Raw genomic sequence first — 21317 nt, 5'->3', positions numbered from 1 at the left:
CTAATTGGCTACTGCAATTAACCTCTTATCAATTTTTTGTATTTAATACGTTTTGGAGTTACATCTGCTCCTAAACGTTTGCGTTTATTCTCTTCATAATCAGAAAAACTACCTTCAAAGAAATACACTTCAGAGTTTCCTTCAAATGCAAGAATATGAGTACAAATACGATCTAAGAACCAACGGTCGTGAGAAATAACCACAGCACAACCTGCAAAATTCTCCAACCCTTCTTCTAAAGCACGTAGGGTATTTACATCCAAATCGTTGGTAGGCTCATCTAGTAATAATACGTTTCCTTCTTCTTTTAGTGTCATTGCCAAATGCAAACGGTTACGTTCTCCTCCAGAAAGTGCTTCTACCTTTTTATTTTGCTCACTTCCAGCAAAGTTAAATCTACTTAAATAAGCACGAGAGTTTACTTGCTTTCCTCCCATCATTACTAATTCTTGTCCGTCAGAGAAGTTCTCATAAATAGATTTAGTAGGATCAATATTAGAATGCGATTGATCTACATATGCTATCTTGGCTGTTTCCCCAACTTCAAACGACCCTTTATCTGGTTTTTCTTCTCCCATTATCATTTTAAAAATGGTTGTTTTACCAGCACCATTCGGACCAATAATACCAACTATTCCTGCTTGCGGAAGTTTAAAGTTTAAATCTTCATATAAAAGTTTATCTCCAAATGCTTTAGAAACCCCTTTGGCTTCAATAACATTAGTTCCTAAACGTGGTCCATTTGGGATATAAATTTCTAATTTTTCATCTAGTTTACTTTGGTCTTCATTCAATAATTTATCATAATTATTTAAACGTGCCTTTTGTTTTGCTTGTCTTCCTTTAGGAGCCATTCTAACCCATTCTAACTCTCGCTCTAAAGTTTTTTGACGCTTAGAAGCTTGTTTTTGCTCCTGTGCCAAACGTTTTGACTTTTGGTCTAACCAAGATGAGTAATTTCCTTTCCAAGGAATACCTTCTCCTCTATCCAACTCTAAAATCCAACCTGCAACATTATCCAAGAAATAACGGTCGTGCGTCACAGCAATTACCGTTCCTGCATATTGTTGTAAATGTTGCTCTAACCATAATACTGACTCTGCATCTAGGTGGTTAGTTGGCTCATCCAATAGTAAAATATCTGGTTGTTTTAATAGTAATCTACACAATGCCACTCTTCTACGTTCTCCTCCAGATAATACACTTATTGGCGTATCTGGCTCTGGAGTACGCAAAGCATCCATAGCAATCTCAAGTTTGGTATCTAATTCCCAAGCATTACTCGCATCAATTTTATCTTGAAGTTCTGCTTGCTTATCCATCAGTTTTTGCATTTTATCTGCATCTTCATAAACTTCTGGTAAGCCAAACATATCGTTTATTTTATTGTATTCATCTAAAATAGCAACCGTTTCCGCAACCCCTTCCTTAACAATTTCTATTACTGTTTTAGACTCATCCAATTTTGGTTCTTGCTCCAGATACCCCACAGAATATCCTGAAGAAAAAACAACATCTCCTTGGAAGTTCTTTTCTTCTCCAGCAATAATTTTTAATAAAGTAGATTTACCAGAACCATTTAAACCAAGAATACCAATTTTAGCCCCATAAAAGAAACTTAAATAGATATCTTTTAAAACTTGTTTATTAGAACTTTGATAGGTTTTTGACACCCCCGACATGGAGAATATCACTTTTTTATCATCAGACATATATTGTTTTATTTTAAATTTTGAATGTTGAATGTTGTGTTGAATGTTGAAAAAAATTATGTTATTTCTACCTACTAAAAAATAATTTTCTTCTTAAACACCTTCTATTTTAACTTTTACTTTTTAACTGTTAAATGTAAATTTCTGAAAAAGAATTATGCTATTTCTAACTATTAAAAAAAACTCTTTAACTCTTTAACTCCTTCACTTTTAACTTTTTTACTTTCTAACTACTAACTTATTAAACTCTTCCTTTTAATGCATTGAAGACCCATGCAATGGCAAAAAAACCAATCCCAACGGCACCAAAACCGTAGCCTGCAACCTCATTATATCTAAACGCTCCCAATGCAATTAATGCAAGTCCTACAATTATCATTATCCATGTTGCCCATGCTAAAACTGTATTTTTATTCATTCCCATTTTATTGCTTTTATTAAGTTTAGGGGTTATTTTTTAAAAGATGACAAATATCGTACAATTTAAGGAATTATTAGCCATTTACATAAAGGTTGATTTCGTATTTTAGCAGTATTAATAGGAGTTTTTAATTGATTTTTTTATTTTCTAAGTGAAGAAACTTAAAAATAACCTATAAAACATTTGAAACAAGCGCAATAGATGGATTTAAAATTCAATCAAAACGAAGATCACAACAAACTTTCCGTAGCAGATTTAAGACGAAAACTAGCACATGTAGCATTGGGCGGAGGAGAAAAACGTATTGAAAAACTACATAGTCAAGGAAAAATGACAGCTAGAGAGCGTATAGAGTACGTACTTGATAAAGACAAAAATAGCATTGAAATAGGTGCTTTTGCTGGAGAAGGAATGTATCAAGAACACGGTGGATGCCCTTCTGGTGGTGTTGTTGTTAAGATTGGATATATTAATAATAAACAATGTATTGTTGTTGCAAATGATGCTACCGTAAAAGCAGGAGCTTGGTTCCCAATTACAGGAAAAAAGAACTTGAGAGCGCAAGAAATTTCTATAGAAAATAGACTTCCTATAATTTATTTAGTAGATAGTGCTGGAGTTTATTTACCTATGCAAGACGAAATTTTCCCCGATAAAGAGCATTTTGGTCGTATTTTTAGAAATAATGCCATAATGAGCAGTATGGGAATTACTCAAATAGCTGCCGTTATGGGGAGCTGTGTAGCTGGAGGTGCTTACCTCCCTATTATGAGCGACGAGGCTATTATAGTAGATAAAACTGGGAGTATTTTTCTAGCAGGGAGCTATTTAGTAAAGGCTGCCATTGGAGAAAATATTGATAACGAAACTTTAGGTGGTGCAACTACGCATTCCGAAATTAGTGGAGTTACAGATTACAAAGCGAAAGACGATAAAGATGCGCTTGATAAAATTAGAAATATAATAGATAAGATTGGCGATTATGACAAGGCTGGATTTAGTAGAAATAAAGCTATCAAACCGCTAGAAAATCCTCAAGATATTTACGGAATTATTCCAAAAAATAGAACTGAGCAATACGATATGAAAGAAATTATTTCTCGTATTGTAGATGCTAATTCTTTTGAAGAATACAAAGAAGGTTTTGGAAAAACTATTATTACTGGTTATGCCCGTATTGATGGTTGGGCTGTTGGAATTGTGGCCAACCAAAGAAAAGTTGTGAAAACTAAAAAAGGAGAACTACAATTTGGTGGGGTTATTTACTCTGATTCTGCCGACAAGGCTACTAGATTTATATCCAATTGCAATCAGAAAAAAATTCCATTATTATTTCTACAAGATGTTACTGGTTTTATGGTAGGAAGTAAATCGGAACACGGTGGTATTATAAAAGACGGCGCTAAAATGGTTAACGCTGTTAGCAACTCGGTAGTTCCTAAATTTACTGTTGTTATAGGAAACTCTTACGGAGCTGGTAATTACGCTATGTGTGGAAAAGCTTATGACCCGCGATTAATATTTGCATGGCCAAGTGCAGAGCTAGCAGTTATGGGAGGCTCTCAAGCTGCTAAAGTTTTATTGCAAATTGAAACAGCTTCCCTTAAGAAAAAAGGAGAAGAAATTACAAAAGAAAAAGAGGAAGAACTTTTTAATAAAATAAAATCTAAATATGATGAGCAAGTATCTCCATATTACGCTGCAGCACGTTTATGGACCGATGCCATTATAGATCCGCTCGATACGCGTAAATGGATTAGTATGGGAATTGAAGCTGCAAATCATGCTCCTATTGAAAAACAATTTAATTTAGGGGTTATACAAACCTAAAATAGCTGAGGCTTCCTGAGTTTATAACACCATTTTTTTAGAGTTTACAGCTAGTGCTTTACCTAAGGGAATTGATTTTAAAATTATATAAAAACAAAAAATCCGCTTTTCAGCGGATTTTTTGTTTTTATATAAGCTTCTAATTCTTATTTATCTCCCATAGCTGCTTCTACTGCCGCAGAGAGTCTTTTGTAGGTTCCATTTTCTAATCTGTCTCTAATTGCAGAAAACGCTTCTAATGTAGCCTCAATATCTTCCATTGTATGAGTAGCCGTAGGAATCATACGTAAAAGTATTAATCCTTTAGGAATTACTGGATATACAACTATAGAACAGAAAATGCTATAATTTTCTCTTAGGTCTTTTACAAGCGCCATTGCTTCTGGAATACTTCCGTTAAGATAAACGGGAGTTACACAACTTTCTGTAGTCCCAATATCAAAACCTCTATTTTTTAATCCGTTTTGCAATGCATTTACATTCTCCCAAAGTTTAGCTTTAAGTTCTGGCATAGTTCTTAACATATCCAAACGCTTTAAAGCTCCTTTTACAAAAATCATAGGTAATGATTTTGCAAACATTTGAGAGCGTAAATTATATTTTAAATAATCTATTACTTGTTTATCTCCTGCCAAAAAAGCTCCGATACTAGCCATTGATTTTGCAAAAGTAGCAAAATAAACATCTATCTGATCTTGCACCCCTTGCTCCTCACCTGCACCAGCTCCAGTAGCACCTAGTGTTCCAAATCCGTGAGCATCATCTACAAGTAATCTAAAATTATATTTCCCTTTTAAGGCAACTATTTCTTTTAATCGTCCTTGTTCTCCACGCATTCCAAAAACACCTTCAGAAATAACAAGTATCCCACCACCAGTTTGTTCTGCCATTTTGGTAGCACGCTCTAAGTTTTTCTCAAGGCTTTCCATATCGTTATGTTGATATGTAAAACGTTTTCCCATATGCAGACGAACCCCGTCAATAATACATGCATGAGAATCTACATCATACACAATAATATCATCTTTAGTAACCAAAGCATCTATGGCAGATACCATTCCTTGATAACCAAAGTTTAATAAATATGTTGATTCCTTTTTTACAAACTCAGCAAGTTCGTTTTGTAATTGCTCATGAAGGTCTGTATGCCCACTCATCATTCGTGCTCCCATTGGGTATGCGGCACCATGTTCAGCAGCAGCTTCAGCATCTGCTTTCAAAACTTCAGGATGATTAGCAAGACCAAGATAATCATTGATACTCCAGGTAATTACTTCTTTCCCATTAAACTTCATTCTGTTTGAAATATTCCCTTCCAATTTAGGAAATACAAAATATCCCTCTGCCTGAGAAGCCCATTTTCCTAATGGCCCTTTGTTCTCAATAATCCTATCAAATAAATCTCTCATGTAAATGGAGTTTCTTTTATGTTCAAATAAACGTTAAATTTACAGCACGCAAAAGTAACTAAATTTAAACTCTTATCATAAATTTTTTACTTTTCTTCTACAAGTTTCTTAAACTGTTTTTGAAACATCTTATCTAAGAACTTATCTGGAAAAACATGAATTGCTAGCCAAAACAACCACTTTTTAGGGGCTACCAAGTAGCGAGTCTTGTTCTTCTTTCCTTCATATATTCCGTAGATTAAATTCGACACTTCACTAGCTTCTAAAGCAATACCTTCCATTCCTTGTACGGCTTTATCCATATTGTCGTAAATTTTTTCGTACGGAGTATTTTTATATTTATTCACCTGTGTTTCTGCATCTGCTTTTGCTTTATTCCAAATTTCAGATTTTATCGGTCCTGGCTCTATTACTGTTACCTCTATTCCAAAGTCATTTAATTCTCTTCTAAATCCATCCGATAATGCTTCTACTGCATATTTAGATGCTGAATAAGGCGCCATAAAGGGTCTTGTTACTCTCCCAGAACCACTACTAATATTAATAATTCTTCCTTTAGGACGATTATTATCAAAACCTAAAAGAGGAAGAAAAGCCTGTGTAACACGTAAAACGCCAAGTACATTTATGTTTAACTGACTTGAAAATTCTTCAATAGGAATATACGCTAAGGGTCCGTTTACAGATACCCCAGCATTATTTACTAAGCAATCTAAGGACGCTCCATCTAAAATGTTTTCAACTTCTAAGGATGCTTTTTTTATAGCCTCTTCATCTATAACATCAAATAGAAGCGGATGAAAATTTGCTCCTAATTTTTCTTTTAACGCTGCAGCATCTTCTTTTTTTCTAACGCTACCAAAAACTAAAAAACCCTTATCTAAAAATAATTTTGCTGTTGTATAGCCTATCCCAGAAGAAACTCCTGTTATTAATATATTTTTCATTTATACTTTTTTATTGCGATGCTCAATCTTCTTTATACTGATTTTATTTCTTGCATCGCCTTTATTGCATTTTCCTCAGCTTTTTGATCTTTGTAATGTTTCCATTTTTCTCCTGCTAAGTAATTCATTCCATTATCTACTGTAAAAAGTCGCACTAAATTAGACAAACCTTTTGCTTTAGTTTTTAGTGAATTGTTAGCTCTAAGTGCTAATGAATAGCCTCCTTTAGAATAATACACATAATGCCACCACAATTTAGGAATAAATAATGTTTCTCCATGTTCTATTGTAGCCTCTATGCCTTTAGCATATTTATAAGCTGGATATTTATTATAATCTGGATTTAAAACATCCAAATGTGAATGATTGGTATATGGTAATTTATATAGTAATTGTGATTGCTCTTGCGGAAATAAATATACTTTTTTCTGCGTTTGAAAATGCGTTAAAAACACATGAGAACAATCTATATCATAATGAAGGTTAAGTGCCGATCCTTTTCCTCCAAAAAACATTAAAGCAAACTTTAAAAAGCCATTCATTATGGTTGGAGTTTCATAATCTTTTGCAAGTTCTGGAGCTCGTTTCATTATTTGAAAATTATGAAATCTTAAACTTGTAGGCTTTGTCTCTATAATATTTAGATAATCTCTAAATTTTTTATGAGAAACCGGTTTCATATAACCATTCCCTGGGTTATGATAAGAATCATCATACATAGGAATTTCCCAATCTCCGTAATTTTCTTTAAAAAAATCAAAAGTCCATTTCGTAGTCGCTCTCCAATTTTTGGCTAAGTCTTTAAATATTACTGGTGTATTGGTTGAAAGATACCTTTCTTTAAATTCCTTTTTGGTGATGTTTTCTACTTTATCAACCAAATTGAAATTAGACATCTTATAATTTTATTTTATATATTCTATTTTTTGTGTTTCTTCTGTATTAATAGCATCAAAAAATCCTTGAGCTCTCATCCAATCATCGCTATATATTTTACTCATATATCTAGAACCATGGTCAGGAAAAATCATAACTACATTACTATTTTCATCAAATTCTCCTTCTTCTGCTAATTGTTTCACGGCTTGCATAACAGCGCCACTTGTATAACCTACAAAGCAACCTTCAGTTTTAGAAATCTCTCGGGCAGTATGGGCACTTTCTTCATCTGTAACTTTGATAAATTTATCTATTACATCAAAATCTGTTGCCGTTGGAATCAAATTTTTTCCTAAACCTTCTATTCTATATGGATAGATTTCATCAGAATCAAACTCTCTTGTTTCGTGATACTTTTTGAGTACAGAACCATAGGCATCTACTCCTATTACTTTTACAGCAGGATTTTTTTCTTTTAAGAATCTAGCAGTTCCAGAAATAGTTCCTCCAGTTCCACTACAAGCTATAAAATGAGTTATTTGTCCGGCTGTTTGCTCCCAAATTTCAGGACCTGTAGATTGGTAATGCGCATCTATATTAAGTTCATTAAAGTATTGATTAATATAAACAGAACCTTTCATTTCGTCATGCATCCGCCTTGCTACTTGATAGTAAGATCTAGGATCGTCTGCACTTACATGCGCTGGACAAACATATACTTTTGCGCCCATGGCACGTAACATATCTATTTTATCGGGAGAAGATTTAGAACTAACGGCAAGAATACAATCGTATCCCTTAATTACACTAACCATGGCAATACTAAAACCAGTATTTCCAGAGGTAGTTTCAATAATTGTGTCGCCAGGTTTTAAAATTCCTTTACGTTCTGCTTCTTCAATAATGTGTAGCGCTATACGATCCTTACTAGAATGACCCGGGTTGAAAGCTTCTACTTTAGCGTAAAAATTTCCGATAAGATTTTGGGTTATTTTTTTAAGCTTTAGTAATGGGGTATTCCCTATTAAATCTAAAACATTATCGTAAGCATTTATCTTTTGTTTCATATAAACAATTTGGTTAGATACAAAATAGTTTTGAATTCCTCCAAACCATGCAAATTTAATTATTTTTTTTAATTACTGCCGGATTCCTTCCAAATCTAATAGGAATGCATACTCTTCTGCAACCTCTTTTAAGGCTTCAAATCTCCCCGAAGCTCCCCCATGGCCTGCATCCATATTAATATGAAACAATAAAAGGTTATCGCCTTTTTTAACATTTCTTAACTTTGCTACCCACTTTGCTGGCTCCCAATATTGCACTTGAGAATCATGTAATCCTGTTGTGACTAATAAATTTGGATACACTTTTTCTTCCACATTATCATATGGGGAATACTCTTTTATATAGTTGTAATACTCCTTATTGTTTGGATTTCCCCACTCATCATATTCTCCTGTTGTTAATGGAATGGATTCGTCTAACATAGTAGTAACTACATCTACAAAAGGAACTGCTGCAATAACTCCGTTATAAAGTTCTGGAGCATTATTAATTACAGCTCCCATTAGAAGTCCCCCTGCAGAACCTCCCATAGCATACAAGTGCTTATTGGAAGTATAATTTTCTTCAATTAAAAATTTAGAACAATCTACAAAATCGGTAAATGTGTTTTTCTTTGTTAATAGTTTTCCATCCTCATACCATTTTCTTCCTAAATATTCCCCGCCACGAATATGTGCAATAGCATAAATAAATCCACGGTCCAATAACGATAATCTAACGGTAGAAAAATACGGATCTATAGTAGCCCCATAAGAACCATATCCATATAATAGTAATGGATTTTTACCATCTTTTTTAATTCCTTTTTTATAAACTAAGGAAATCGGAATCATAGTTCCATCTCCAGCTTTTGCCCAGATACGCTCAGAGGCATAATTATCTTTATCGAACTTCCCTCCTAGCACTTCCTGCTCTTTTAATACTGTTTTTTCCTTAGAAATCATATCAAAATCTACCGTACTCGAAGGCGTTGTCAAAGAATTATACACATAACGAAGCGTATCTGTATCAAACTCTAAATTGGTGGATGGAAATACTGTGTAAGTTTCATTATCAAACGGAATGTAATATTCATTAGTTCCATCCCAACGGGTAACCTTAATTTTATTTAACCCATTAGAGCGTTCACTAACAACCAAGTAATCTTTAAAAATATCGATATCTTCTAATAATACATCTTCTCTATGCGGAATAACTTCCTCCCAATTTTCTTTTTTGGTTTTATCCACAGAAGTTTTCATCAGTTTAAAATTGGTTGCTTTATCTGCATTGGTAATAATGTAAAACGAATCTTTATAATGAGAAATACTGTATTCCAAACCTCTAATTCTAGGTTGAAAAACGGTTAATTCCTCATCTGGGTTATCTGCATCCAAAAAGCTATATTCAGAAGTTAATGTACTTCCTGAACCAAAAACAATATATTTTTTAGACTTCGTTTTGTAAACAAAAGCATTAAAGGTTTCGTCTTTTTCGTTATAAACCAGCTCATCTTCAGCGTTTTTCTGCCCTAAAATATGCTTATAAACTTTATCAGACCTTAAAGTTTGTTCATCTTTTCGAGTGTAAAACAAGGTTTTATTATCATTTGCCCAAGTACTTCCTCCTGTAGTATTTTCTATTTTTAAAGGAAGTATTTCACCTGTTTCCAAGTTTTTAACTTGAAGAGTATACTTTCTTCTACTTAAAGTATCCACTCCAAAAACAGCTAATTTATTATCTGGACTGATATTAATTCCTCTTAAATTGAAGTAAGAAAAATCTTTTGCCATTTCATTACAGTCAAACATAACCTCTTCCACAGCACCATCAACATCCTTTTTACGAATATAAACAGGATAATCCTTCCCTTCTTCATACTTGGTTATGTACCAATACCCATTGTATTTATAGGGTACCGACTCATCGTCTTCTTTTATACGCCCCTTCATTTCTTTGAACAAATCCTCTTCAAAAGCATCGGTATGTGCGGTCATTTTTTCAAAATAAGCATTTTCACGCTCTAGATAATCAATTACTTCTGGATTCTCTCTTTCGTTCATCCAATAGTAATCGTCTATTCTTATATCTCCATGTTTTTCAAGGGTTACAGGCTTTTTATCTGCAATTGGAGGGGTAATCTCTTTCATATTTTTAGTTTCTTTCTTTTTACAGGAAGCCACAAAAATAAGACATAGCAAAGGAATGAGAAGACGGATATTCATATTAATTTATTTTAGATACATTCTTCTAATTTAGTAATTTTGTTGAAATAAAATATAAAATTATGTTTGGAGACCTAATGGGAATGATGGGGAAATTAAAAGAAACCCAACAAAAAATAGAAGAAACTAAAAAACGTTTAGATACAATAACGGTTTCTGAAGAGAGTGCCGATAAGCTTTTATCTATAACAATGACTGCAAATCGTGAGTTAAAATCTTTAGAAATAAATGATGAATTATTGCAGGATAAAGAACAATTAGAAGATTATTTAGTTTTACATATAAATAAAGCAATTGAACAAGCTACTAAAATTAATGAAGCCGAATTAGGAGCTGTAGCTAAAGAAGGAATGCCAAATATTCCTGGAATGGATATGTTTAAATAGTTTTTGGCTTAGTCTTTGCAATAAAACTTAAAAAAATATAAATGAAGATTTTTATTTCCCTTTTCATAACTACTTTCATGCTTACTTCTAGCACAAATAATGTAGAATGGTATACCGATTTTTCTGAAGCAAAAAGTATAGCTAAACATGAAAAGAAAAATATAATGATGTATTTTACTGGAAGCGATTGGTGTGGCCCTTGCAAAATGCTGAAAGCAGATTTATTTGATACGGATGAATTTAGAGAACTGTCTAAAGACTATGTTCTTGTAAAGGTAGACATTCCAAGAAGAGTGGATATTATTTCTCCTGAACAACTTAAAAAAAATAAAGAATTACTTTCCGATTATAATTCGCAAAAAGTATTTCCTAAAATTGTTTTTTTAAATTCTAGAGGAAAAAAAATAGATGAAATTGAAGGGTATAATTCCCTTAGAGATCCTCGTAATTATTTTAAAATGATAAAAAAGCATCAATAAACTTCAATATTTTATACAGAAGTTTGTTTACCACGAATTCACAAATGTATTTTATCTCTGTGAATATAGTAGCTAAGCATAAAAAAGAGCTGTTTTCACAGCTCTTTTTTTTTGAATCCGTTCCATAGAAACCTATTCCTAAAGATTCAAACATAACAAAGTAATTCATTTCGACTCAAATTACCGAGAATTAACCCGTTATGAGGGATTTAAATTGAAAAAGTTGGTTAGTTATTTATCAATCTAAATTCTGTTCTTCTATTTACTGCATGCTCACGTTCTGTACAAGATACTCCGTCTGAACATCTGTTTTTAAGTTTTGATTCTCCATAACCGTTTGCTACTAATAAACTTCTATTAACTCCTTTTTCTACTAAGTAATTAGCAACCGCCTGTGCTCTTCTTTCAGATAATGTTTGGTTACTCTCTTTAGTTCCTCTAGAATCTGTATGAGAAGCTAACTCAACTTTAACCCCAGGGTTCTGTTGTAAAACAGGCATTAAGTTTTCGTCTATAATTCTCTTAGCTTCTGGCGTTAATGTATAACTTGCTAAATTCCAATTTATAGGTAACGCGTTATATTCAACCAGCGTACACTCTACTTCTTTCCATGTTGTTAAACCTCCTTTTGTTTGAAGTACTTCATGAGAAACTGTATTGTAAACCGCAGGTATTGTTTCCTCCACTGTATAAGCATCTTTTACCAATACAGTTTTAGTAATTTCATCATATTCAGCAGGAATTTCTACCTCTTCTACTCTTGCTGGTTCTACAATTACTTCTTTAGTATAACTGTCAGACCTTTCTGCAACTGGAGAAGAAACTATTGAAGCATCTGCGGCTAGAACTTCCTTTTGAAAGGTTTCATACTCCGCAGGATATCCTTTATAACACCAATACCTACAATCGTCTGGGTTAGACGATTCACAATCTGGTGCCGGAGCACCTAATTCCCATTGCGCATATGCAGGTTTCATCTCTATAGTTTCTGAGCTTGGAGAAAAAGTTGCAGGCACAATTTCTAACTCATTAGAAGGTTCTTTAGAAACATAAGAAACTGTTTCTGTACCCCATTTTGCAGGAACAATAGTAAGTTTTTTACTAGCTTCTTTTACCAAAACTCTTTCTGTTACCGTTTTGTATTCTGCGGGATAGGTTTTTAAAACCTTATATGCTGGTTTTACCATAATTTGTACATCTTCATTAACATACACATCTGGCGTTGTACAACGAACATAACACTTTCCCGGTTCTGGATTCTCAGGCAAGTCTTGAGAAAATGCCCCATAACTACATGCCAATAAGAATAAAAATAAAATTCTTTTCATGATTTTTTAATTAAGTGATTAGTATTAAGCAACATATAGTGCTTGAGGGAAAGAGTATTTAACATAAAATTAGGAATAACTTTATAAAATATCAAATTAATCCTCATTAAATTATCATTAAAAATGCCTATTTTTCTGTCCTATTTGAAGCTTACTATTAAATTTCGGACACAAAAACTAACTATTTACTATATGTTTAAGATTTTATTGATAAAAAATAAAGCCTTAGTCGCTTTTGAGTTTAAAACTCCAAATAACCAACTATTATTTACTAGTAATTATTACGCCAGTAAAGAACAGGCCCTTGCTGTTATTGAGGCTATAAAAGATAATACTCATTATAAATATGAAAGAAAAACGAATGTAGATGGAAAGTTTTATTTTGTGATAAATACTAATAATGGAGAAATTATCGGTAAAAGTCAGGTGTATTCTTCAGAAGCAGGAATGGAAAACGGAATAAATACAATGAAAAAAAATATCCCTTCAGCTGCCATAAAAAGTATAAACTAAAATTCATTTTTCTTTATTGTTGCCCGATAAAAATTAACGGAATTTATTGAACTCCACATATATCAAGGTTTAAATGGAGTTTTAAAAATAGACCCCTTGCTATTAGTAAAAATGAATAAAAAAGGGAATTTTTGAAATGCAGTCTTTTTAAGCTACTTATTTTGTGGTAGTTAAGATTTAGTCTTTGTTCTTTTTTCTTATAGCAAAGCGGTCTTGTATTTTTACTCGGACATTAATGATTTTTCTTATAAAAAACCTTTTTCTTCCATAAAAAGATACATGTCTATCTTGCAAAACTGACATTTGTCATATTTTTTATAATTGCAATTAAATAATATTGCACTGCAGAGCATCCTAGTTGGATACCATTCTAAACTAAATACAAGGATATACTCTTAAACTGAAAACAAAAAATATGACACCCAAACAGCATTCCTTTCACATTCCAGTAATGGGAATAGGTTTCACCATAGACTCTCCTTTAAAAGTTGCGCCTTATGGAATAGATTCTACTATTTCTTTGGTAGATGATGTTCTCATTGAAAAAATGAGAAAGCATTATTGCAAAAAATACAATCTTATTTATACTGAAATTTCTGAAAAGATAGACGATTTTAGAGCGAAGCGTATTACTTCCTATTTAGATTTAATGAATACTTTAATCGACTCTAAGGTTGAGCAATTAAAAAACACATCGATTGAAACGATTGAAGAGTTAAAAAGCTATTTCAATATTATTCCTTCTAAAAAAGAAGAGTTTTTAAAGAAACTCTCTTCTACCAATTGCTTTGGAGACATAAAAGATTGGCTTCAGAAAAACATTCACAAAGGGAGCATTGATGTTAATATAATGACCAAAGTTGATAAAGACAATTACAAAGACAACGTTCAATTGCCTACTATTTATAATGACGCACATGCAGCATTAAGAGGTTTTGCAGAGAGCAATGTAAACGGATCCTTAATTCTTTCAGCAGGCATGAATCCGCGTTTATATGGATATATTGAAAGTTTTAAAGATTTTTATCCTGAAAATAATACACTCAAAAAAAAAGTAGTTTTAAAGGTAAGCGATTATAGGTCGGCTTTAATTCAAGGAAAATTCTTAGTAAAAAAGGGAATTTGGGTTTCCGAGTTTAGAGTAGAATCTGGGTTAAATTGTGGCGGACATGCCTTTGCTACCGAAGGTTATTTATTAGGCCCAATACTAGAAACATTTAAAAATAATAAAGAAGTTTTAACCTCAGAACTTCATGAAATATATAAAAAAGCATTAAAAACTAAGGAAATTCAAGCTCCAGTTTCTCCACTTCCAATAAAAATTACTGCGCAAGGAGGTGTTGGAACACACCAAGAACACGAGTTTTTATTAAACCATTATAAATTGGATTCCGTTGGATGGGGCTCTCCCTTTTTACTAGTTCCAGAAGCCACCACTGTAGATAATGCAACACTAAAAAAATTGGTAAATGCTACAGAAAAAGACCTTTATTTAAGTAATATCTCTCCTTTGGGAGTTCCTTTTAATAATTTACGAGGCAACACCAAAGACATAGAAAAAGATAAACTTATCCAAAAAGGAAGACCAGGAAGTTCTTGTCCTAAAAAATATGTTTCTCTAAATAAAGAATTTACTGAAAAAAGTATTTGTACGGCATCAAGACAATATCAACATCTTAAAATAAATGAACTCAAACAGAAAGAATTAACATCAGAAGAATATCTAAAAGCTTATAATAGAATTATTGAAAAATCTTGTATTTGTGTAGGCTTGGGTACTTCTGCACTTTTGGCAAATAACCTTCCTACAAAACAAGAAGGAAAAGGCGTTTCTATATGCCCTGGCCCCAATATGGCTTATTTCTCACAAATTTTAAAATTAGAAGAAATGGCACAACATATTTATGGGGAAACAAATGTTATTTCAAGACAAGACCGTCCGAATATGTTCATAAAAGAATTGAATCTTTACATTGATTACCTTAAAAAGGAAATTGAAAATCTCCCAAAGGTATTGGACAAAAAACAAGAGAAGTACATTAAAAATTTTACCAATAATCTTTTAGAAGGAATTAATTATTACACTTCTATATTCAAAAACTCCTCTGACTTTATAAATAGCAAAAAAAAGCTATTAATTGCTGAATTAAATTTTGCCAAAATCAACTTAGAAAAAGTACAGAAAAAATTGTTTTGAAATAATATAATGAGCAACCAATCTAAGCGTAGTTAAAAATTTTGGGGGAAATTTTTCAACTAAGCTTGGTTGCTTACTATTCTTTAAAATATAAACACTAGCGTTTTTTTACTTCTAATTCTGATAGTGTTTTTAAAACAATCTCATGCATTTGAGATGTATAATCTAAATGTGTTACAATACGTAATTTACCTTGCCCCATATTAATAATAGAAATTGATTTTTTATGGAGCGCTTCCATAAATTCAGCAATATCTATATCATCATTTAAATAGAAAATTAAAATATTAGTCTCTACAGGGTCTATTTTTTTAATATAAGATGTTTTGGAAAGCACTTCTGCCAGTTCTTTAGCTCTTTTATGGTCTTCTGCCAGTCTCTCTATGTTAGCATCTAATGCATAAATTCCAGCCGCCGCCAAATACCCTGCTTGTCGCATTCCTCCGCCCAAAACTTTCCGAACTCTCAATGCTTTATCCATAAACTCTTTACTTCCTGTTAACACAGATCCTATTGGGCATCCTAGTCCTTTACTCAAACAAACAGAAATAGAATCGAATACTTTTCCGTATTGTAAAGGAGTTTCATTTTTTGCCACCAAAGCATTCCAAAGTCGCGCTCCATCCAAATGTAATCCCAAAGAATTTTCATCACAAACTTTTCTAATCTCTAAAATTTCTTCGAAATCCCAACAAGCGCCTCCCCCTCTATTTGCTGTATTTTCTAGACAAACCAATGTGGTAAGCGGACTATGATAAAAATCTGGAGGATTTATAGAATCAATTACATTATTTGCGGTAAACCTACCATTATCGCCATCAATTAATTTACAAGACACTCCACTATTAAAACTAACGCCTCCCCCTTCATAATTAAAAATATGAGCATCTTTATCAGCTATCAATTGTTCTCCGGGTTGCGTATGGACTTTTATAGCGGTTTGATTAGCCATAGTTCCGCTCGGAAAAAATAACGCCGCTTCTTTACCAAACATTTTAGCCACTTTAGCTTCCAGTTCGTTCACCGTAGCATCATCTTTAAAAACATCATCCCCAACGTTAGCATTCATCATTGCCTCCAACATTTCTTTGGATGGTTTAGTTACTGTATCGCTTATTAAATTTATATTCATGAAAAAACACTATTTTTTTTTGTAAAGTTACTATACATCCTTTAAAAACTTATAATCATTTAAAAAAGTGTTTTACTTTTGAAGAAAATATAGATTTATGATTACTACCGATCAGGTAAAAAATCTTGCAGAAAGAACAGCCGATTTAAAAGGATACCTCAATATTGAACAGAAACTTATTGAAATCCAAAATGAAGAAGAAAAGACTTTTGCTCCAGATTTTTGGGATAAACCAAAAGAAGCAGAAGCTATAATGAGAGCGTTACGTACTCAAAAAAAATGGGTAGAAGACTACAATAAAGCAAATACATTGGTAACCGAGCTTGATGTTTTGTTTGAATTTTATAAAGAAGGAGAAGCCACAGAAGAAGATATTGTAACACAGTTCGAAAAAGCTAAGTCGCTAATAGAAGGCATGGAATTTAAAAATATGCTTTCTGAAGAAGGAGATAGTATGAGTGCAGTTTTGCAAATTACTGCTGGAGCTGGAGGAACAGAAAGTTGCGATTGGGCTTCTATGCTTATGCGGATGTATTTAATGTGGGGAGAAAAAAATGGATATAAAATAAAAGAACTAAACCACCAAGAAGGAGATGTTGCAGGTATAAAAACGGTTACATTAGAATTTGAAGGCGATTTTGCTTTTGGTTGGTTAAAGGGCGAAAATGGTGTACATAGATTGGTACGTATTTCTCCTTTTGATAGCAATGCAAAACGGCACACCTCATTTGCATCGGTTTATGTATACCCACTTGCGGATGATTCTATTGAAATAGATATTAATCCTGCTGATATTTCATGGGATTTTGCTCGTTCTAGCGGCGCTGGTGGTCAAAATGTAAATAAGGTAGAGACAAAAGCCATCCTTACTCACCATCCAACTGGAATTATAATCCACAACTCAGAAACACGTTCGCAGTTAGAAAATAGAGAAAAAGCCATGCAAATGCTTAAATCGCAATTGTATGAAATAGAGCTTAAAAAACGTCAGGCGGCAAGAGATGAAATAGAATCTTCCAAAATGAAAATTGAATGGGGATCTCAAATTCGTAATTATGTAATGCATCCATATAAATTGGTGAAAGATGTACGTACAGCTCATGAAACAGGAAATGTAGATGCCGTAATGGATGGAAATATTGATGAATTTCTAAAAGCCTATTTAATGATGATGGGACAAAAAGACGAATAACTTAATGCAAATAACATTTTACTATTCAAGTATAAATTAATCAAATAATTCACGTTTATTTTAAAGCAGAATTAGCTTCATCTTTGTGAGAAGCAATATAATTTTCAAAATTCTAAAAATCATGATTAAAATATATCATAATCCTCGTTGTAGAAAATCTAGAGAAGGACTTCAAATAATTGAAGAATCGGGAAAAGAATATGAAGTTGTAAAATATTTAGAAGAAATTCCTTCAGAAAAAGAACTTCGAAAAATAATTAATTGTTTAGGAATTAAACCCATCAATTTGGTTCGTAAAAATGAAAACATTTGGAAAGAAAATTTTAAAAATAAAATTTTAACAGATGATGAAATTATCGAGGCTATGATTGAAAACCCTAAACTTATTGAACGCCCGATAGTTATAAAAAACAACGTAGCAGTAATAGGTAGACCGCCTGAAAATATTAAGGCAATTTTATGATAAGTTTAACCAAATAGGGTTAAACCATCGTCTAAATTTGGCGTCAAAGTTATGAGAATAACTAAAAACTACTACTAATAAACGCATGCTATGAAATTTAGACACTTCTGCATTTTTGCAGCAACCCTATTTACTACCTTTTTATTTGCGCAAAATCCAAATAGAAATGAAGGAGGACAAATTACCGTATCTGGAAAAGCAATTGATGCAGATACTTCAGAACCTTTAGAATATGCTACTCTTGTTTTGCAAAGTTTGGACGATCCAAACCAAGTTACTGGTGGAGTTACCGATCAAAATGGTAACTTTAGTGTAGATGCTCCTGCAGGTAAATACAACATAAGACTTGAATACATTTCCTATAGACCTTATACATTAAACAATCAAAATCTTACTGCCGATAAAGATTTAGGTACTATTAAATTAGCTATAGATGTAGCACAATTGGATGCTGTTGAAGTAGTTGGAGAGAAAACTACCGTAGAAGTTAGACTGGATAAAAAAGTTTACAATATAGGAAAAGACCTTACCACTAGCGGTGCTTCTGTAAGCGACGCCTTAGGAAACGTTCCTTCTGTAACGGTAGATGTTGAAGGTGCTATTAGCTTAAGAGGAAATGAAAATGTCCGTATCTTAATTAACGGAAAACCTTCTGCCATGGCAGGATTTGGTTCTACAGATGCGCTAAAACAACTTCCTGCAGATGCTATTGAGAAAGTGGAAGTAATTACGAGTCCATCCGCTAGATATGATGCTGAAGGTACTGCTGGTATTTTAAATATCGTTTTAAAGAAAGAAAAAACACTTGGTTTTAATGGTTCTGTAAATTTAAATGCAGGATACCCATCTACAAGTCAGGTAAATACAAACTTAAACTTAAGAACTAATAACTTTAATTTATTTACAACCTTAGGTTATTTTTACCGTGAGCCTCCTGGAAATGCAAATTTTGACAATTATTATTACAACTCTAAATTTAGTAGAATTACTGAAGACAGAGATATGTTCCGTAGAAATAAAGGTTTTAATGTTAATTTAGGAATGGAATATTTCTTAACTGAAAAATCTTCTATTACTGGTAGCTTTTTTACTCGTTTTTCTGATGAAAGAGATGGCACCGAAAATAATACCGTAAGATATATAAATGATGTTGTTGATAGTAAAACCTTAAGAGAAGAGGTAGAAAATGAAGATGATAACACCTATCAGTTTTCTTTAAACTATACCAATAATTTTAACGATGAAGGGCATAAATTAACAGCAGATTTTCAGTACTCTACTGATAACGAAGAGATTAATACTGATATTGCTGAAAATCAATTCTTCCCTACCGAAGAAATTATCAACTTAGAAAGAGTTTTTGAAACTGAAAAAGAGACAGAATATTTAGTACAAGCAGATTATGTATTACCTATGGGAGATGCACAATTTGAAGCTGGATATCGTGGGAGTTTCGAAAAAAATGAAAACGATTATAATTTAGATACATACAATCCAAACACAGATAGCTATGAAACAAATTATAGTCTTTCAAATCTCTTTACTTACGAAGAAAATGTAAATGCAATCTATTCTCAGTATGGTAATAAATATGGTAAATTTTCATTTTTATTAGGACTTAGATTAGAGAATACTCAATTAAAAGGAAAAGTAACCTCGGAACTAGACGACGAAGCGTTAATTGACACTTTAGGGTTTAATTTTGATCCTGACTTCAACAAAAAATATTTAAACCTCTTCCCTACTGTAAATGTAACTTATGAATTGGGAGACAATGAAAATGTTACTTTAGGATATAACAGACGTATCAACCGTCCTAGAGGTTGGTTTATCAATCCTTTTCCTTCTAGATCTAGTAGAGCAAATATATTCCAAGGAAATCCTGATTTAAATCCTGCTTTTGCAGATGCTTTTGATTTAGGGTATTTAAAAAGATGGGATAAATTAACATTAACTTCTTCTGTTTACTACCAAAGAGAGACCGATGCTTTTGAGAGAATCCAAACGGAAACAGGACAACAAACTTCCGATGGAATTGATATTATCCGTACAATCCCTATTAACTTGGCTACAAACCAAAGGTATGGTGGAGAAGTCGGAGTTATGTATAGTGCTATTGAATGGCTTCAATTTAACGGTAGTTTTAACTTCTTTAAATTTGATACTGAAGGAGAATATGAAGGAGTAGATTATGGTGCTTCAAATACAAGTTGGTTTTCTCGTTTAAGTGCTAAAGTGAAACTTCCTTCAAAAATAGACTGGCAAACAAACGGTTTCTATATGGGTCCAAGAGAAAATTCTCAAACAAAATCTGAAGGAATGCTTTCTATTGACATGGCATTAAGTAAAGATATTTTAGATGACAATGCTACAATTTCTATGAATGTAAGCGACTTGCTAAACTCTCGTAAAAGAAGATCTTACACAGAGTCTTATAACGATGCTGGGCAACTATCTTTTACTTCCGACAGTGAGTTCCAGTGGAGACAACGCCAATTTACCGTGTCTTTTATATACCGATTCAATCAGCCTAAAAACCAACGTGGAGAACGTGGTAAAAGAGGTAATGATGGAAATGGTGGTGATGAAGGTGGAGAATTTGAAGGATAAAAAAATATCAACAAATAGTATACAAAAAAAGAAGCCGATTGGCTTCTTTTTTTATTCTTCTAACTTTGCTTTTTTAGCTGCTCTTTTCTCTTTTATCAATTCAATGATTGATCCTCCTAACCAATAAGGAATTACAAAGGTTAATAAAAAAATCATTAACCAAAATCCTATTGTAAGGATAGATAAGAACGCTAAAAAGCCAAGATACTGATCAAATTCGAACATAGTTTCCGGAAATTTTCTGAATTCGCCTCAAAGATAAGCACATTTCTCAATTTATTCCTCAATAAACATGATTATTTCTAATAAAAATCAAGAATCAATTGCTTCAGTCAAGCTCTCAAAGTATTCTAACAAAACAAATTTAATTCATTTCGATGCAAAGTTCTTCAGTAAACTCATAGCTTCTTTTATGGTATTCGCTTCTTTATGAGGGATAAAAGCCCTTTAGCAAACTACTTCGAGACAAGCTCACGAGGTATTTAAACTGGGTAAGCATTTTAATTTCGAGCTAAGCCTCGGAGTATTTAAATCTCGATTATCGAGT

Annotated in this window: 18 protein-coding genes; 8 read left to right on the top strand and 10 right to left on the bottom strand. The window is 32.7% G+C overall.

Annotation, left to right across the window (positions count from 1 at the left end; translation table 11 throughout):
• Positions 1-17: 17 nt before the first annotated feature.
• Positions 18-1712 (bottom strand): energy-dependent translational throttle protein EttA, encoded by a 1695-nt coding sequence (gene ettA / locus JOOMADRAFT_RS14045; protein WP_008614510.1) that lies wholly within the window; start codon positions 1710-1712, stop codon positions 18-20.
• Between the two features lie 241 nt (positions 1713-1953).
• The gene (locus tag JOOMADRAFT_RS20350; RefSeq protein WP_085942226.1) at positions 1954-2130 is read right to left on the bottom strand and encodes a CAL67264 family membrane protein; all 177 of its coding nucleotides are present in this window, start codon (positions 2128-2130) and stop codon (positions 1954-1956) included.
• A gap of 204 nt (positions 2131-2334) precedes the next feature.
• Between JOOMADRAFT_RS20350 and JOOMADRAFT_RS14035 the strand changes: the two genes are divergently transcribed.
• Positions 2335-3963: an acyl-CoA carboxylase subunit beta gene (locus JOOMADRAFT_RS14035; RefSeq protein ID WP_008614508.1), complete on the top strand. Its 1629-nt coding sequence runs from the start codon at positions 2335-2337 to the stop codon at positions 3961-3963.
• Positions 3964-4109: 146 nt separating this feature from the next.
• On the opposite strand, the gene JOOMADRAFT_RS14030 is transcribed toward JOOMADRAFT_RS14035, so the two are convergent.
• From JOOMADRAFT_RS14030 to JOOMADRAFT_RS14010, 5 genes are all read right to left on the bottom strand, one after another.
• The gene (locus JOOMADRAFT_RS14030; protein WP_008614507.1) at positions 4110-5372 is read right to left on the bottom strand and encodes an aminotransferase class I/II-fold pyridoxal phosphate-dependent enzyme; all 1263 of its coding nucleotides are present in this window, start codon (positions 5370-5372) and stop codon (positions 4110-4112) included.
• A gap of 86 nt (positions 5373-5458) precedes the next feature.
• Positions 5459-6319, bottom strand: coding sequence for an SDR family oxidoreductase (locus JOOMADRAFT_RS14025; RefSeq protein WP_008614506.1), 861 nt, complete (start codon positions 6317-6319; stop codon positions 5459-5461).
• Positions 6320-6351: 32 nt separating this feature from the next.
• Entirely contained in the window at positions 6352-7215 is an 864-nt protein-coding gene (locus JOOMADRAFT_RS14020; protein WP_008614504.1) for a cupin-like domain-containing protein, read from the bottom strand.
• A 9-nt stretch (positions 7216-7224) separates the two neighbouring features.
• A complete protein-coding gene (locus JOOMADRAFT_RS14015) occupies positions 7225-8265 on the bottom strand; it encodes a PLP-dependent cysteine synthase family protein (RefSeq protein WP_008614502.1) in 1041 nt (346 codons plus the stop codon).
• Positions 8266-8337: 72 nt separating this feature from the next.
• Complete coding sequence (locus JOOMADRAFT_RS14010) at positions 8338-10470, bottom strand: S9 family peptidase (protein WP_008614492.1); 2133 nt, start codon at positions 10468-10470, stop codon at positions 8338-8340.
• Between the two features lie 62 nt (positions 10471-10532).
• Here JOOMADRAFT_RS14010 and JOOMADRAFT_RS14005 point away from each other — a divergent pair, with 62 nt between their 5' ends.
• Positions 10533-10856: a YbaB/EbfC family nucleoid-associated protein gene (locus JOOMADRAFT_RS14005; protein WP_008614490.1), complete on the top strand. Its 324-nt coding sequence runs from the start codon at positions 10533-10535 to the stop codon at positions 10854-10856.
• A 41-nt stretch (positions 10857-10897) separates the two neighbouring features.
• A complete protein-coding gene (locus JOOMADRAFT_RS14000) occupies positions 10898-11335 on the top strand; it encodes a thioredoxin family protein (RefSeq protein ID WP_008614486.1) in 438 nt (145 codons plus the stop codon).
• Positions 11336-11562: 227 nt separating this feature from the next.
• Here JOOMADRAFT_RS14000 and JOOMADRAFT_RS13995 read toward each other — a convergent pair whose 3' ends face one another.
• Positions 11563-12663, bottom strand: coding sequence for an OmpA family protein (locus JOOMADRAFT_RS13995; RefSeq protein ID WP_008614482.1), 1101 nt, complete (start codon positions 12661-12663; stop codon positions 11563-11565).
• Positions 12664-12855: 192 nt separating this feature from the next.
• Here JOOMADRAFT_RS13995 and JOOMADRAFT_RS13990 point away from each other — a divergent pair, with 192 nt between their 5' ends.
• Positions 12856-13176, top strand: a complete 321-nt coding sequence (locus tag JOOMADRAFT_RS13990) for a YegP family protein (RefSeq protein WP_040879756.1) — start codon at positions 12856-12858, stop codon at positions 13174-13176.
• Between the two features lie 415 nt (positions 13177-13591).
• Positions 13592-15373, top strand: a complete 1782-nt coding sequence (locus JOOMADRAFT_RS13985) for a hypothetical protein (RefSeq protein ID WP_008614479.1) — start codon at positions 13592-13594, stop codon at positions 15371-15373.
• 97 nt (positions 15374-15470) lie between these two features.
• Here the strand turns inward: JOOMADRAFT_RS13985 and JOOMADRAFT_RS13980 are convergent, their stop codons facing one another.
• A complete protein-coding gene (locus tag JOOMADRAFT_RS13980) occupies positions 15471-16505 on the bottom strand; it encodes a threonine aldolase family protein (RefSeq protein ID WP_008614478.1) in 1035 nt (344 codons plus the stop codon).
• Positions 16506-16602: 97 nt separating this feature from the next.
• On the opposite strand from JOOMADRAFT_RS13980, the gene prfB reads away from it, so the two are divergent.
• The 3 genes from prfB to JOOMADRAFT_RS13965 all read left to right on the top strand — a co-directional run bounded on the left by prfB (position 16603) and on the right by JOOMADRAFT_RS13965 (position 20770).
• A complete protein-coding gene (prfB, locus tag JOOMADRAFT_RS13975; protein WP_008614477.1) occupies positions 16603-17697 on the top strand; it encodes a peptide chain release factor 2 in 1095 nt (364 codons plus the stop codon).
• A 121-nt stretch (positions 17698-17818) separates the two neighbouring features.
• Positions 17819-18160 carry an arsenate reductase (glutaredoxin) gene (gene arsC, locus JOOMADRAFT_RS13970; protein ID WP_008614476.1) on the top strand — a complete coding sequence of 114 codons (342 nt, stop codon included), beginning with the start codon at positions 17819-17821 and terminating at the stop codon, positions 18158-18160.
• A 90-nt stretch (positions 18161-18250) separates the two neighbouring features.
• Complete coding sequence (locus JOOMADRAFT_RS13965) at positions 18251-20770, top strand: outer membrane beta-barrel family protein (RefSeq protein WP_008614475.1); 2520 nt, start codon at positions 18251-18253, stop codon at positions 20768-20770.
• A 51-nt stretch (positions 20771-20821) separates the two neighbouring features.
• Here JOOMADRAFT_RS13965 and JOOMADRAFT_RS20345 read toward each other — a convergent pair whose 3' ends face one another.
• The gene (locus JOOMADRAFT_RS20345) at positions 20822-20995 is read right to left on the bottom strand and encodes a hypothetical protein (RefSeq protein WP_008614474.1); all 174 of its coding nucleotides are present in this window, start codon (positions 20993-20995) and stop codon (positions 20822-20824) included.
• Positions 20996-21317: the final 322 nt, after the last annotated feature.

Origin of the sequence: Galbibacter orientalis DSM 19592 (assembly GCF_000260115.1) — a bacterium.
GTDB lineage: Bacteria > Bacteroidota > Bacteroidia > Flavobacteriales > Flavobacteriaceae > Galbibacter > Galbibacter orientalis.
Note: the sequence above shows the minus strand (reverse complement) of the source record. Positions and strands in the feature narration are given on the sequence as shown.